Source organism: Pedobacter sp. MR2016-19 (genome assembly GCF_014947265.1).
In the GTDB taxonomy this organism is placed as follows: Bacteria; Bacteroidota; Bacteroidia; order Sphingobacteriales; family Sphingobacteriaceae; genus Pedobacter.
Window position 1 is genome coordinate 59,056 of the sequence record NZ_JADCNK010000025.1, and the last position, 14,674, is coordinate 73,729.

At 38.4% G+C, this 14,674-nt stretch carries 11 protein-coding genes; 5 read left to right on the top strand and 6 right to left on the bottom strand.

Annotated features, from left to right (window positions below):
* Positions 1-65: 65 nt before the first annotated feature.
* A complete protein-coding gene (gene mutL / locus IM793_RS22175; RefSeq protein ID WP_193425198.1) occupies positions 66-1,901 on the bottom strand; it encodes a DNA mismatch repair endonuclease MutL in 1,836 nt (611 codons plus the stop codon).
* Between the two features lie 956 nt (positions 1,902-2,857).
* Here mutL and IM793_RS22180 point away from each other — a divergent pair.
* The 3 genes from IM793_RS22180 to IM793_RS22190 all read left to right on the top strand — a co-directional run bounded on the left by IM793_RS22180 (position 2,858) and on the right by IM793_RS22190 (position 6,893).
* Positions 2,858-4,492, top strand: coding sequence for an amidohydrolase (locus IM793_RS22180; RefSeq protein WP_193425200.1), 1,635 nt, complete (start codon positions 2,858-2,860; stop codon positions 4,490-4,492).
* Between the two features lie 46 nt (positions 4,493-4,538).
* A complete protein-coding gene (locus IM793_RS22185; RefSeq protein WP_227256351.1) occupies positions 4,539-6,296 on the top strand; it encodes a serine hydrolase in 1,758 nt (585 codons plus the stop codon).
* A gap of 75 nt (positions 6,297-6,371) precedes the next feature.
* On the top strand, positions 6,372-6,893 hold the full coding sequence (locus tag IM793_RS22190; protein WP_193425205.1) for a hypothetical protein: 522 nt from the start codon (positions 6,372-6,374) through the stop codon (positions 6,891-6,893).
* A gap of 57 nt (positions 6,894-6,950) precedes the next feature.
* Here the strand turns inward: IM793_RS22190 and IM793_RS22195 are convergent, their stop codons facing one another.
* Positions 6,951-7,793 (bottom strand): hypothetical protein, encoded by an 843-nt coding sequence (locus IM793_RS22195; RefSeq protein ID WP_193425208.1) that lies wholly within the window; start codon positions 7,791-7,793, stop codon positions 6,951-6,953.
* A gap of 98 nt (positions 7,794-7,891) precedes the next feature.
* Entirely contained in the window at positions 7,892-8,854 is a 963-nt protein-coding gene (locus IM793_RS22200; RefSeq protein WP_193425211.1) for an isopenicillin N synthase family oxygenase, read from the bottom strand.
* A gap of 352 nt (positions 8,855-9,206) precedes the next feature.
* Between IM793_RS22200 and msrA the strand changes: the two genes are divergently transcribed.
* Complete coding sequence (gene msrA / locus IM793_RS22205) at positions 9,207-9,806, top strand: peptide-methionine (S)-S-oxide reductase MsrA (protein WP_193425213.1); 600 nt, start codon at positions 9,207-9,209, stop codon at positions 9,804-9,806.
* Positions 9,807-9,934: 128 nt separating this feature from the next.
* On the opposite strand, the gene IM793_RS22210 is transcribed toward msrA, so the two are convergent.
* Positions 9,935-11,236, bottom strand: coding sequence for a short-chain dehydrogenase (locus IM793_RS22210; RefSeq protein ID WP_193425216.1), 1,302 nt, complete (start codon positions 11,234-11,236; stop codon positions 9,935-9,937).
* 385 nt (positions 11,237-11,621) lie between these two features.
* Here IM793_RS22210 and IM793_RS22215 point away from each other — a divergent pair, with 385 nt between their 5' ends.
* A complete protein-coding gene (locus IM793_RS22215; protein WP_193425218.1) occupies positions 11,622-13,139 on the top strand; it encodes a malate:quinone oxidoreductase in 1,518 nt (505 codons plus the stop codon).
* A gap of 419 nt (positions 13,140-13,558) precedes the next feature.
* Here IM793_RS22215 and ytxJ read toward each other — a convergent pair whose 3' ends face one another.
* Together ytxJ and ribH are read right to left on the bottom strand one after the other, a co-directional pair.
* On the bottom strand, positions 13,559-13,891 hold the full coding sequence (ytxJ, locus tag IM793_RS22220) for a bacillithiol system redox-active protein YtxJ (protein ID WP_138818449.1): 333 nt from the start codon (positions 13,889-13,891) through the stop codon (positions 13,559-13,561).
* Positions 13,892-14,154: 263 nt separating this feature from the next.
* The gene (gene ribH, locus IM793_RS22225; protein WP_193425221.1) at positions 14,155-14,646 is read right to left on the bottom strand and encodes a 6,7-dimethyl-8-ribityllumazine synthase; all 492 of its coding nucleotides are present in this window, start codon (positions 14,644-14,646) and stop codon (positions 14,155-14,157) included.
* Between the last annotated feature and the right edge of the window lie 28 nt (positions 14,647-14,674).

Below are 14,674 nucleotides of genomic sequence, written 5' to 3' on the forward strand. Positions count from 1 at the left end.
TCTTCGGATTCCCAATCCCTGGTACCCGACTTTTTTTCTTTAGTCTTTCAGCTTTGGTCTTTAGTCTATTTCTCGAACTTCTTATCCAGCTCTGCTAAGGTAATGGTTTGGATAATCGGTTTGCCACTCACGCTAAAGTTAGGTGTTTTACAGGCGAAAAGCTCATCAATCAACGTATTCATTTCCTCCTGGCCAAGGCTTGTTCCCGCTTTTATTGCACTGTTTTTAGCCAGGCTTCTCGCGAGGCTATCACGTTTACTTAATTTTAATTCCTGTTGCGAGTTTTTAAAGCCCTCAATCAATTGTTCAAATAATTGTGTTTCGTTAATGTTGCTGCTGCCCAGATCAACCGGAACACCCTCTACTACCAACGTATTTTTTCCAAATTCCCGTACATCAAAGCCCAAACTTTTTATATCGTCCAGTAAACTTTTTGCCAATTCGAAATCGTTGGCATTTAGCGTAATGGTTTGTGGAAATAAACTCTGCTGCGATGCACCTTTGCGGTCATCCAGATGTACGAGAAAACGCTCATAAAGGATCCGCTCATGTGCCATTTGTTGGTCGATTACCATTAAGCCCGACTTAATCTGCGAAACAATATAGCGGTTGTGCAATTGCATGTACTGTTTCTGCTTGGTTTCTAAAACCGTTTCATCAGCATAAATAGAGGTCTGCTCTACAACTGGCTGTTCAGTTATATCATAAAGCGAACCCCAGTTTTTTGCACTTGGTTTTGCGTCATAATTTCTTGGTGATGAGGCATAACCAGATGTAGAACTGCTATCACTCGTAAATGGATTAAAATCAGGATTGAAATTAATGCTTGGTGGTATAATATCTTCAACCGCTTTATGGGTAATCATATTACTGAAACCGGTTTCCTGGTCGAAATCTAAAGTCGGCGAAATGTTATAACGGCCAATTGAACGTTTTACCGCAGATTTCATGATCGCGTAAATGGATTTTTCGTCCAGGTATTTAATCTCTGTTTTAGTAGGATGAACGTTTACATCAATTTTCGATGGATCGATCTCAATAAACAAAACATACAGCGGGTAGCTGTCGTCCGGTAATAAATCTTCAAAAGCAGAGCTTACCGCGTGGTTTAAATAGGGATCTTTAATGAAACGGTTATTCACAAAAAAGAACTGTTCGCCCCTGGTTTTCTTTGCAAAAGCAGGTTTACCAATATATCCTTTGAGGTTAATAATGGTCGTTTCCTCTTCAACAGGAACCAGACGTTCGTTATAATTGTTGCCAAAAAGATGGACAATACGTTGTTTTAAATTGCCTTTTGGCAGATTAAAAATCTCGGTGCCATCGTGGTGCAGACTAAAAAATACAGCCGGGTGCGCCAATGCTACCCGTTGAAATTCATCCAGGATATGGCGCATTTCCACCGGATTACTTTTAAGGAAATTCCTTCTGGCAGGTGTATTGAAAAATAAGTTTTTAATCGAAATCTGCGTTCCTGGTGAGGTGGCAACCGGTTCCTGATTGGTTACCTGCGCACCTTCAATAGAGATACAGGTGCCAATTTCATCCTCATGTCTGCGGGTTTTCATTTCAACCTGCGAAATTGCTGCAATAGAGGCCATGGCTTCGCCCCTGAAACCCATGGTGCGGATGGCAAATAAATCTTCGGCTTTTTTTACCTTCGAAGTGGCATGGCGTTCGAAACACATTCTGGCATCGGTAACGCTCATTCCACAGCCGTTATCTATAATCTGAATCAATGCCTTACCTGCATCTTTTATTACCAGTTGGATTTTATCCGCGCCGGCATCTATCGAATTTTCGAGCAATTCTTTTACCGCAGAAGCAGGTCGTTGAACAACTTCTCCGGCAGCAATCTGATTGGCAACAGCATCAGGCAATAAGTGAATAATATCAGTCATGTATTAAGGCAAAGTGAATTCGCTAAATTATGCAAAATAAGCTTAAGGAACCTGATTTGTTTAAAACTCAACATGTAAATGACTGTTGGTAAATAGGATTGAATTGCTATATGTCATTCTGAACGCAGTGAAGAATCTTTGTCAGGAACAATTTGTTATTCTTGCCGGGGTTTTGTTTTTTTGAAAAGCAGGGTTCTGTGTCAATCGGTTCTGGTAGTCCTGCTGTACACTATACTTTTTGGCTCCCCTTCGACTCCGCTCAAGGTGACAGCCAAAAAGGTGCCGTTCCCATCAGGTTTATTTTACGTAGGCCTGGCGTTCTGAAAATGCGGTTGTCATCCTGAGCGGAGTCGAAGGATCTTTAAGTGATGAAAAATTGCTTTTTTAGAAATCTCTATTTCATGCTGAAAAACGAATAGCAAAAATAAATAATACGAAAGAATTAATTCTTTATGCATTTTTTTGAAAAGCAGGTTCCTGTGTCAATCGGTTCCGGTAGTCCTGCTGTACACTATACTTTTTGGCTCCCCTTCGACTCCGCTCAGGGTGACAGCCAAAAAGGTGCCGTTCCCATCAGGTTTATTTTACGTAGGCCTGGAGTTCTGAACTACTGAAAAATTTTCCCCCAGGCTTACTGGTATTTAATTAACTCAAGATATATTCTCCGTGCTTTCTGTGCCTCCGTGGCAAAAAAAAATTATCAATAATACAGTAGCCTTAAGAAATGCTAAGAGAAAGGAAAGTGGTCTGTGGAGACACAGGCCACGGATTTGGCTGTCATTCTGAACGCAGTGAAGAATCTTTTACCGAATAAATATAGTCACTGAATTAGCCAGTAAGAATTCAACAAGTGTGCTGAACGGTTACAGATGTTTCGTGCCTCAGCATGACAATAGACATTTCTGTAAAATCGAATTTACAAAGTCAAATGCTTCCAATTTTCTATCTTTATCGATATGAAATCCATTTTATACAGTCTTTTTCTGGTTATACTACTCACTTCCTGTACCAGGAAAGAGGCGGTTGATGTAATTGTTTATAATGCAAAAGTTTATACCGTTAACAGTAAATTTGATACGGTTGAGGCATTCGCAGTAAAAAATGGTAAAATCCTGGAACTTGGCACGAGTGATGATATCAAGTCAAAATATGCTGGCAAAGAAGAGATTAATGCCGGGGGTAAAGCTGTTTATCCAGGTTTTATAGATGCCCATGCCCATTTTTATGGCTACGGACAAAGTTTGCAAACAGCTGATTTAAGAGAAACGAAATCCTGGGATGAAGTGCTTAAGCGCTTATCTGATTTTGCCAAAACGCATCCTGATGGCTGGTTAATTGGCAATGGCTGGGATCAAAACGATTGGGACAATAAAGCTTTCCCAACAAATGAAAAGTTAACCACACTTTTTCCGGATCGCCCGGTATTTTTAAACCGGATCGATGGGCACGCAGCCATTGCCAACCAAAAAGCGTTGGATGATGCCGGAATTAAAAGTGAACAGAAATTGGTAGGTGGCGATATGCTTACCGAAAATGGAAAGCTTACTGGTGTGTTAATTGATAACGCTGTAGCCCTGGTAGAACGTAAAATCCCATCACCAGATGCTAAACTGGCTGAAAAGATATTTATCGACGCACAGAAAAACTGTTTCGCTGCTGGCTTAACCACCATTGATGATTGCGGCTTGAGTTACCTGGCTGTAGAATTCATCGAAAAACTGCAGAAAGAGAACAAACTGAAGATGAGGCTTTATGTAATGCTTTCTGATGAGCCAGATAATTATAAATATCTTTTTAGCCGCGGGCCTATTAAAACCGATCGGTTAAATGTTCGGGCTTTTAAAGTTTATGCCGATGGTGCTTTAGGTTCGCGTGGTGCCTGTCTGCTGCATCCTTACAGCGATATGCCAGACAAAACAGGTTTTTTATTAAGCGATCAGAAACATTTTGAAGAAGTAGCCAGAAAAATTGCTGCTAATCATTTCCAGATGTGTACCCATGCCATTGGCGATTCGGCCAATCGGGTAATCCTGAATATTTACAATAAAATCTTAAAAGGTAAAAATGATCAGCGCTGGCGCATCGAACACGCACAGGTAGTTAATGCTAAAGACTTTGACCTGTTCGGGAAAGCTAGTATTATCCCTTCCGTGCAACCTACACATGCCACTTCCGATATGTATTGGGCTGGGCAGCGTTTAGGTGCCGAAAGGTTAAAAAGTGCTTATGCCTACAAACAATTATTAAAACAAAATGGTTGGATTCCTTTGGGTACCGATTTCCCGGTTGAAAACATTAATCCATTATTTACGTTTTATGCTGCAACAGTGAGAGCAGATGCAAAAGGTTTCCCGAAAGCTGGCTTTCAGATGGAAAATGCCTTAACACCCGAAGAGGCCTTACGCGGAATGACCATTTGGGCCGCCAAAGCCAATTTTGAGGAAGAAGAAAAAGGAAGTTTGGAGAAAGGGAAATTGGCCGATTTTGTTATCCTCGATCACGATATTTTAAAATCAACACCACATAACATATTAAAAACCAAAGTCTTAAAAACCTATTTGAACGGAGAAAAAGTATATGAAGCGAAATAGATTGTGTATCCTGTCTGTAGCATTTTGCTGCAATGTTTTATGTTTAATGGCTTGCGCACAGGATCATACAGCGAATGAGAAAAAACTGGCTGTTGCCAATGCGATTTCTAACGCAACGGTGCTGTTAAACAACCAGGATGGAATTATTCCTTTAAAATCATTAGAGAAGAAGAATATTGCTTCGGTCAGCCTTAGTTTTGCATATAGTGCCGTTTTCGATAGTTTGGCCAATAAATACGATAAAATCACTTCATTTTCTGCCGATTCTTATAAAGATAGCTTGAATTTGAACGATTTAGAAGATGACCTTAAATATTTCAATACCATTTTAATTTCTATTGATGATCAAAATGTAAACAAAGCCAGATACATTAATTTCATTAGCAGTATCAGTAAAAATAAACAGGTAATTATTTCTTTTTTTGGTAACGGACCAGGTTTAAAATCATTCGATCTCTTAAAATCGCCAGTTGTATGGACCGGTCAAAACAATGCAGATGCAGCTGCCATTGTGCCGCAATATATTTTTGGAGGCATTGCCGCTTCAAATAAGTTAACTACTGCTTATTCTTCTCGTTATACTACGGGTTCTGGTTTTACTACAACAGCTACACGCTTAAAATACACTGTACCCGAAGATGCAGGTTTGAATTCGAACAATTTAAAAGAAATTGATGCTATTGCTGCCGAAGCGATCGCACAGAAAGCAACGCCAGGATTGGTGGTTTTGGTAGCGAAAGACGGTAAAGTGATCTTTAATAAGGCTTATGGTACCCATACTTACGATACCAATGTGCCTGATAAGGTAACCGATATTTTTGATCTGGCTTCTGTAACCAAAATAACGGCAACCACACCTGCGGTTATGCGTTTGTTCGAAGAAGGAAAGTTGAAATTAGATACCAACATTGGCGCTTATATCCCCAAGGCCCGCACCACACCCATGAACAATATTCAGGTACGGGAAGTGATGTTGCACCAGGCCGGTTTTATCCCTTACATTCCTTTTCACGATTATGTTAAAACAGGCGATTACAGCAGAGATTCATCGGCAGCTTATCCAACCAAAGTAGCCGATAACTATTATATCAAAAAAGGCTTTTTTAAAGATTTTATGTGGCCTAAAATGCTCAATTCGCCAATAAGAACACGTGGTAAATATGTGTATAGCGATATCAGTATGTATGTAATGAAAGATATTGTAGAGCATATTAGCGAAGAGCCTTTAAATCAATACACTTACGAAAATTTTTATAAACCACTAGGCATGCAAACTGCAGGTTTTTTGCCACGCAACCGTTTTAAACCAGAGCAGATTATTCCAACAGAAATGGATACCTATTTCAGAAAAACACTATTGGTTGGTTATGTTCACGATCAGGGGGCAGCTTTGGCTGGTGGTGTTTCAGGTCATGCGGGTTTGTTTGCCAGCGCTAACGATCTGGCTATTATTTACCAGATGCTGTTGAACCGTGGTACCTATGGTGGGGTGGAGTATTTTAAAAACTCAACAGTAGATATGTTTACCTCGAAACAATCAAATGTGAGTCGCAGGGGTTTGGGTTTCGATCGCTGGGATCCGGATAGTACCAAACATTATCCATCTAATTTAGCTTCACCACAAACTTATGGTCATACCGGTTATACCGGAACCTGTGTGTGGGTAGATCCATCACGTGGTTTGGTATATGTGTTTCTGTCGAACCGGGTTAATCCTACCGTTACTGATAAACTTTCTAACCTGAAAATTAGGGGTAGGATACAAGATGTGGTAAACAAGGCGATTGACGAATCGAAGAAATAGAATTACCTGTAATCATTGATCAAGTTTGTTTTTATTCGTAATTTCAGAATATAAACCTAAAAACAGCTTAATACTATGAAATCAATTAAAACATTAATTTTTTTATTGCCTTTTTTGGCAATGATTTCAATCGCAAGTGCACAGCAGATTAAAGATGGAGAAACCGTAAATGTAAACGGAATTGCCGTAACCTATTCTGTTATCAATAAAGAAAAGTTTACCATAAAAGACCAGGATTTCGACCGCTATAAAGTTTTAGCTTCTATAAAAAACAATACGGGTAAATCTTTTAACATCCGTTTGGCCAATTCATTGGATCTGTCGGGTATAAATAGTTCGAAAATAATAGAATTGGATTGTGTAAATGCCACAGGGGCGAGGTTAACCTCCAAAAAGTTTCAGGTGAGCATGAAAAGCCATTTAATTAATGTCACCTATCCTACAAAAGACAAAGACGGAAAATCAATCACAGCCATTATTCCGGTTACAGCCGGATACTATTTTGATGAAGGACAGGTAATCGAAAACGATGCGATTTTTATTGTGCCGGCTGGAGAAACGCCAAAGGTTAGTGTAAGGAGTTTGTTGAAAAATTAAAATTTAGAGTTGTCAACTTTCTGGCAAACTGGCCATTAAAGTTGACAACTCTTCTGCCTAAAAATTGATTGCCAATTTATAAATAACCGTTTTAAGTTCTTCGGTATCACGATCTTCACACAATAGAAAAGTTGTACTATGCTCCGTTTGACTAAATAAAGTAATGCCTTCAAATTTATGTTTGCCAGAGATTTTATTGCTGAAAGTTAGCTTTAAAGACTGCAGGTTAATACTGCCAATAAAACTTCCCATAATTTCGCCATCGGCATAAGTCGATTGGCTATCTTCTGCGGTAGCAATAAAAAATATCTCATTTTTTACCAATGCAGCATCGGTAAAAGACGATTCAACGTGATCAATATTTGGAAGCTTAAAATAGTTAAACTGAGCTTGTTGAATTTTAGCTAAATCTGCTTCCTGGGTTTTGAATATGCCATTCTTTGCTTCTATTCCGTTGCCACGGTTAAAAAGCATCCACTCAGTTCCCGTAAAAATTGCCCCTTCGAGGTTAAAGTTCTGATCATCTATTTTGGCAATAGCTTTAAGTTTGGTGTAGGTACTGGTCAGGTCTTTTTGAACAAACTTTTGTGTTTTCAGATCGAATTCGATCATCAGGTTTCTTTTGGGGGTTGAGCCAGAACCTAAAATGTAGAGCTTATTGTCATGATGACAAAGGATTTCGAAATCGGGTTTTAAGGATTTAGGTATGTTTTCTAACTGATTAAGTGAGTTATCAAATAGGATCTGAATTTTCCGCAGCTTCCTGGTTTTGATGTTATATTCGTTCAAATAGCCACTATTATCGCCAATGATATACAGTAAATCTTCCTGAAGGAACAAGCCTGAGGCAGAACCAATCCCATCAATTTCGGCGAAAACTTCTAAAGTTGTTGAATGCATGTTTTGAAAATAACAAAAAAGCACCGGTTTTAGCCGATGCTTTTGATCTTTCTTTACAAATCGCTGGAGACTCAAGACTGAGGACTCACGACTCTAAACTATTTCTTCAATCCAATTTCTCTTAATCTTTCATCCAGGTATTCGCCCGCGGTCATATCGCTATAAGCTTTAGGATGTTCCGCATCAATAGTTGATGGTAAACTGGTTAAATCCATATCGCTGCGTGGATGCAAGAAAAATGGAACAGAGAAGCGGGATGTTTTCATTAGTTCACGAGGCGGATTTACCACCCTGTGCGTCGTCGATTTTAATTTATTATTGGTTAAACGCTGTAACATATCACCCACGTTCACCACAATATCAGTATGATGTGCTTTAATTGGCAACCACTCGTTGCTTCGGGTTAACACTTCAAGGCCATCAGCACTGGCGCCAATTAATAAGGTAATCAGGTTGATGTCTTCATGCGCACCGGCACGTACCGCATCATCAGGAATCGTTTCTGGATTTTCAATTGGGAAATAGTGAATACCCCTTAAAATTGAATTTCCATTATGGACATGTTTGTCGAAATAATTGATTGGCAATTCCAGATAAGTAGCAATGGCACGTAATAAATGCATTCCGTTTTCTTCCAGTTTTTTATAGATGTCGCTAGTTACTTTGTTAAATTCAGGTAATTCCTCTAAAATTTCGTTGTCAGGATATTCATTTTTAACCGGATCGCCGTCAGTAACTTCCTGACCAATTTGCCAGAACTCTTTCAGGTCTGGTGTTTTTGCACCTTTGGCGGTTTCTTTACCAGCACTGGTGTAACCACGTTGACCAGCTAACTCTGGTTTTTCATATTTCCTTTTGATTTCAACAGGTAGTGAAAAGGCAGCTTTAATATTTTCATAAAGCTTATCAATTAATTCCTGGCTTAAACCATGGTTGGTAATGGTAACAAAACCCGAATCGTTAAAAGCCCTGCCCAATTCATCAGAAAACTTTTTACGGTCTTCTTCGGTACCATTGATGTAAGAGCCTAAATCTAAACAAGGAATATACGGTGTAGACATAATTTTATATTTAATGTTATACGAATTTAAAAAGAATTGTTAATAAGTGCGTTTGACTGATGGATTAGCGATTTAAAATTTTGTTAATCAGATTTTTAAGTTATTAACATAAACAACGAAATCGGCAAATTGTTGCGATTGTCATACAAAACCCATTATTGGTTTGACGCAAACTACTGCTTGTTTTTTTGCGTATAATTAGATGTAGATAATTCAATTTAGCTGTAAGGTTTAGGGATTATTTCCGACTAATAAATAAAAACACACAATGAAACCATCATGATTAACCATATCAACAATCAAGTAAAAAATCATGATAGCCTCATCACGAATAGAAACAAATAAACACACAATGAGAAAAATAATTTTAATTCTATTATCGGTTTTAGCTTTGAATCAAGCTCAGGCACAGGGGAAAAAAACCGAAAAAGCAACTTTCGGAATGGGCTGTTTTTGGTGTACGGAAGCAATATTTCAACGTTTAAAAGGCGTGGTCTCGGTTAAATCAGGTTATGAAGGTGGTACTTTAACCAATCCGACTTACGAAGAAGTATGTACCGGTGCTACAGGGCATGCTGAGGTTTTAGAAATTACCTATAACCCAATGGTGATTTCTTACGATGATTTATTGGAAGTTTTTTGGAAAAGCCACGATCCGACTACACTAAATCGTCAGGGGGCTGATAGCGGTACGCAATACCGTTCAGTTGTTTTTTACCACACGGCTGAGCAAAAAGCTTTGGCTGAAAAATATAAAGCAGAATTGAATAAAACCAATGCTTACGGTAAAAAAGTGGTTACTGCTATAGAAGCGGCCAAACCATTTTATGTTGCCGAAAATTATCACCAGAATTATTTCAATAAAAATGGAAGCGAACCTTATTGCAGGTTAGTGATCCAACCCAAAATAGAGAAACTGGAAAAAATATTTAAAGCGAAGCTTAAAAAATGATAGGGGAGGCTTCCAGTGTATTCGTCATTCTCGCGTATGCGGGAATCTTATAAACATGTATAATGTAGTAAGATTCCCAATTAGGTTGGGGAATGACGAATCATCTTAACTTATCATTACTATTGCAATTAATTCCATAACCCTTTGGCTTTTTCGAGCAATTCGCTGCCTTTTTTGCCAATTTCTTTCTTGCCTTTTTCTATGGTTGATGGCTGAGTATACTCACTCACCGAATTGGAAAGTGCTTTAAACTTGCCTATACCGGCAAATACTTCTTCGGTATAAGGAACACCCTGCTGTTTCATTAGTTTTTCCCAATCTATCTTCGATAGGAGTGCTATCATATATTTGGTGGCAATTTTACCGATAAATGCTTTGTCGAACACATTTGTTAAAGCCTTATCTGATTTGCGATCTTTTACATAAACTATAGTTTGTTGTAGGGCTTCGCGTTCGCTGTTAGAGAATAATGGGCTTTTGCTTAACTTTTCTAACGCTGGTAACGACTGTTCTGGTTTTTCTTTTTTTAAGTTCAGGTAAGCGGTTATTCCCCAAACCAGCTCATTTTGAATGCCCAGTTTATTCATGTCGTTTAAAAATGCTTCAAAATCTTCAAGCGATCTTTCCTCATCAATTTTTCGCTCCATTCTCATCCGGTCGAAACCTCTAAAAAGATAATTCATGCTATGAAATGCAACATGGGTTTGCTCATCGCTTAAACGGCCCCAGCTGAAAAAAGATTTGGTGTAGGGCAAGGGGATTTTCTCGTTTTTATCGAGCCATTTAATATTTCTCGAAAGGCCATCTTCTGAAAGATAAAATAGGTTATTACCAAAAAATAAAAAGCCGCGGACAAATTCGAGCAGGGTCTTAATTTCGCTGTCATCAAGTAGCTCGGGCTGGGTTTTAGCACATTCGTATAATGCAAAAGGCTGCCCTAAATCTCTTGTAGTTAATACAGCCATACTTAAAATGGCATGTTCTATGTTTTGATAGTAGGCTTTGTTAAAATCTTTAAAAAAGGGAACAGGGGTTCTTGCTCCGTTATTCATGGCAATAAGTCCAGCAGTTAAGAGAGGGAAAACATCTTCATCGGTTTCTTTCACAAACTGTTTAACCGATCGATATTCTTTATATAATCTTAAGGCGTCTATTACAGAAATATTTTCATTTCCATGCCCGTTCACTTTATTTAAGGTTCGAACCACACTTTGCGCCTGTTTGCTGAATTTTTGATACTCGGGCTGAGTAGTATCCTGAACAGCAGTTGAACGGACAGCTATTTTAGCAAACTTATAAAAAGTGATCTTATCGTAATTGATATTTTCGGCCAGTTTCTTTTTGTCGAGTTCGAGCAAAAGCTGATCGGTTTTTTCGCCAGAACAGGCAGCTAAAAATAGGACAGTGCAAAATAAAACTAAATTCTTCATGGGTATGTTTTAAGCAAATAGATTTATAAAACTAACATTTTAGGACTGGAAAAAAATCAGAATTGTAGATTCTTCTTCATTTCGTCTGTAAAACGGCTGGACTTGTTGTCGAAATTTAATTTTTTTTAGTGATTTATAAATAAAATGGTAAATATTTTAAAGGAATGAGTGGCGCGATTAGCAAGTTAATAATTCGCTTTTAATATGGGGCTAATGTCTTTTTTTGCTTGTTAGTATTCGAACTGTGTTTTGGATTAAAATTTGATTAGAAGTTGTCAAAAAACAGAAAGTATTTCTAATTTTTAGGCAATTTTTTAAGATTTAATGCTTTAAAATTCGTGGTATGTTTAAAATCATTCTAAATTTGTAACTCCTTTAAACTAAGATGACAAAAAAGAAAAAGACAGTTGGTAAAACTGACGCTGATGTAATTTTAATAGGGGCTGGCATCATGAGTGCAACCCTGGGTGTTTTATTGAAACAATTAGAGCCCAATTTAAGCATAGAAATTTACGAACGTTTAGATATTGCGGCGGCAGAAAGTTCTGACGCCTGGAATAATGCCGGAACGGGTCACTCTGCTTTTTGTGAATTAAACTATACACCCGAAAAGAAAGACGGTACAGTTGAAATTAAAAAAGCAGTGCAGATTGCAGAGCATTTTGAGGTATCTAAGCAGTTTTGGTCTTACTTGGTCAGTAAAGGATTGGTTTCTGAGCCTTGCAATTTTATCCGCAATATTCCCCACATGAGTTTTGTTTGGGGCAAAAAGAACGTAGAATATCTTAAAAAACGCTATGATGCATTAACACAATGCGATCTGTTTAGCGAGATGCAATATACGGAGGATGCTGAGCAGGTAAAAAACTGGGCACCATTGATTATGGATGGCCGCAAGAGCAACGAAAAAGTTGCCGCAACCAAGATGGATCTGGGAACCGATGTTAACTTTGGTACCTTAACCCGCGACATGTTCAACAACTTAAAGGAGCAAAGCAATGTGAGCATGTATTTTAACCACGAAATCCGTGATCTGAAGAAAAATAAAGACGGCAACTGGATTGTAAAGGTTAAAGATTTGGAGAGTGGCGATAAACGTAAATGTGTAGCTAAATTTGTATTTATTGGTGCAGGTGGTGGTTCTTTGCCATTGTTAGAAAAATCGGATATTCCTGAAGGAAAAGGTTTTGGCGGTTTCCCGGTAAGCGGACAATGGTTAAAATGTACCAACGAAGAGATTATTAAAAAACACCACGCTAAGGTATATGGTAAGGCTGCGGTTGGCGCACCGCCAATGTCGGTTCCACATTTAGATACGAGGATGATTAATGGTAAACAAGCATTATTGTTTGGTCCTTATGCTGGTTTTTCGACTAAATTCCTTAAAAACGGATCATTTTTAGATTTACCAAAATCGATAAAATTCAATAACATCCGCCCGATGATTTCTGCCGGATTGCACAACCTTGATTTAACGAAATATTTAATTGAGCAGGTAAGGCAATCACCAGAAGATAGGTTAGAAGCACTAAAAGAATATTTACCAACTGCCGAACTTAAAGATTGGGAATTGGAATATGCCGGACAGCGCGTTCAGGTAATTAAAAAAGATGAAAAACAAGGTGGTATTTTAGAGTTTGGTACAGAGGTGGTAAGTGCTGCCGATGGTTCAATCGCCGCATTGTTAGGTGCTTCTCCGGGTGCTTCAACAGCCGTATCGATCATGCTTGATTTGTTAAACCGTTGTTTTGCTGAAGATCTGGCCACAGAAGAATGGCAGGCCAAAATTAAAGAGATGATCCCAACTTACGGAAAATCACTTGCCGAGGACGCAGCGCTTTGTAAAGCAACCAGAAATAAAACTTCAAAGGTGTTGAAAATAGAAAATACTGTGGTAGCTTAAGCTATAACAATTATAAATTTTAGAAGGTCGCGATGTAAATCGGGACCTTTTTTTGTTGTTACCCTGTCTACCCATGATGCGTCCCTCTGGGGCGGCGCACGTAAGGGTGTTTGTTATGTAATTGTTATACGTTCCATCGGAACGTATCATAGGTAATATAAACGAATAGGCGTTTTCGTTCCGAAGGAACGTTTGGTGATTTTCCTACACAGACCCTACGGTAATAAACCTGATGGGAACGGCAGCTTTTTGGCTGTCACCCTGAGCGGAGTCGAAGGGTAGCCAAAAAGGTACAGTGTACAGCAGGACTATACTAACCGATAAAAACCAGGTATTGCTTTTCTGAAAAAAAACACTAAACCACAAAAAAGGGCATCCAATTTAATGAATACCCTTTTTTTGTAGAGATTTTTTATGGTCTAAGCTGCGATCACTTCTGCAACTTCATCTGCAGAAATATCGCTATGTGAAGCTTCTAATACACAATCACCATTTTTAATCAACAAAATCTGTGGAGATTGGTGGGCTACCTGAAATATTTCAGCAATTTTGTTCGAAATGTCACGGTAACTGATCAGGTCTAAAAAGTAAAGTTTAGTATCTGCCGGAATTACATCCCAATCAAATTCGAAATTCTTTTTAGCCATTAAACTAATGGAGCATCGCGTGCTATGCTTAAAAATAAGGCTAAAACCGCTTGCGTTTTTGATTTCATCAAGCTGTTCTATTGAAGTTAAGTTAACCCAAGTCATGATATGATAAATATTATTTTACAGGATAACAATTGCATTTAAATAAAGTTCTGCAAATGACCTGAATATGAAGATTGTAGATATATGAGGCTTAATTTCTGCGTTTACTTTCTGGATAAGATCCATAGGCAGGACAAAGTTTAGAAGAACAAGATTCTAAAATGGTAATGGTGCAGAACACCGCCAATAATAAGATGGCTACTTTTTTCATTGATCGGATAAATTTAAACCTCTAAGCTACAAATAATTATTAAAACGCAAGTTTAAATCTGTGCAGAAAAATCAGCCATTTTAATCGCGGTAATTGCAGCTTCATCGCCTTTATTGCCATGCTTGCCGCCTGCACGATCTTGCGCCTGCTCTAAATTATTGGTGGTTAGCACCCCAAAAATAACTGGTTTACTGTATTTAACGCCAACATTGGTTACACCTTGCGCTACTGCATCGCAAATAAAATCGAAATGTTTCGTGTCACCCTGTATCACACAGCCTAAACAGATTACGGCATCTATATCGCTTCTTTTGCTCAATAAAATTTCGGCACCACCTGTTAATTCGAAACTTCCGGGTACAGGTAAAGAAATTATATTTTCTTCAGCAACGCCATTTGCTAACAAGGTTTTTAATGCACCATTGTATAATGCACCGGTAATTTCAGCATTCCATTCGGCTACAATAATCCCGAATTTATAGTTTGCACCGCTGGGAACAGTGGTATGAGAGAAATCGGATAGATTTTTTAATTGTGTTGACATGGGGCAAAGATAATGTTATGCCGCGAAT

Coding starts and splice junctions, on each gene's coding strand:
- mutL (WP_193425198.1), bottom strand. CDS start 1,901: ATGACTGATATTATTCACTTATTGCCTGATGCTGTTGCCAATCAGATT.
- IM793_RS22180 (WP_193425200.1), top strand. CDS start 2,858: ATGAAATCCATTTTATACAGTCTTTTTCTGGTTATACTACTCACTTCC.
- IM793_RS22185 (WP_227256351.1), top strand. CDS start 4,539: ATGGCTTGCGCACAGGATCATACAGCGAATGAGAAAAAACTGGCTGTT.
- IM793_RS22190 (WP_193425205.1), top strand. CDS start 6,372: ATGAAATCAATTAAAACATTAATTTTTTTATTGCCTTTTTTGGCAATG.
- IM793_RS22195 (WP_193425208.1), bottom strand. CDS start 7,793: ATGCATTCAACAACTTTAGAAGTTTTCGCCGAAATTGATGGGATTGGT.
- IM793_RS22200 (WP_193425211.1), bottom strand. CDS start 8,854: ATGTCTACACCGTATATTCCTTGTTTAGATTTAGGCTCTTACATCAAT.
- msrA (WP_193425213.1), top strand. CDS start 9,207: ATGAGAAAAATAATTTTAATTCTATTATCGGTTTTAGCTTTGAATCAA.
- IM793_RS22210 (WP_193425216.1), bottom strand. CDS start 11,236: ATGAAGAATTTAGTTTTATTTTGCACTGTCCTATTTTTAGCTGCCTGT.
- IM793_RS22215 (WP_193425218.1), top strand. CDS start 11,622: ATGACAAAAAAGAAAAAGACAGTTGGTAAAACTGACGCTGATGTAATT.
- ytxJ (WP_138818449.1), bottom strand. CDS start 13,891: ATGACTTGGGTTAACTTAACTTCAATAGAACAGCTTGATGAAATCAAA.
- ribH (WP_193425221.1), bottom strand. CDS start 14,646: ATGTCAACACAATTAAAAAATCTATCCGATTTCTCTCATACCACTGTT.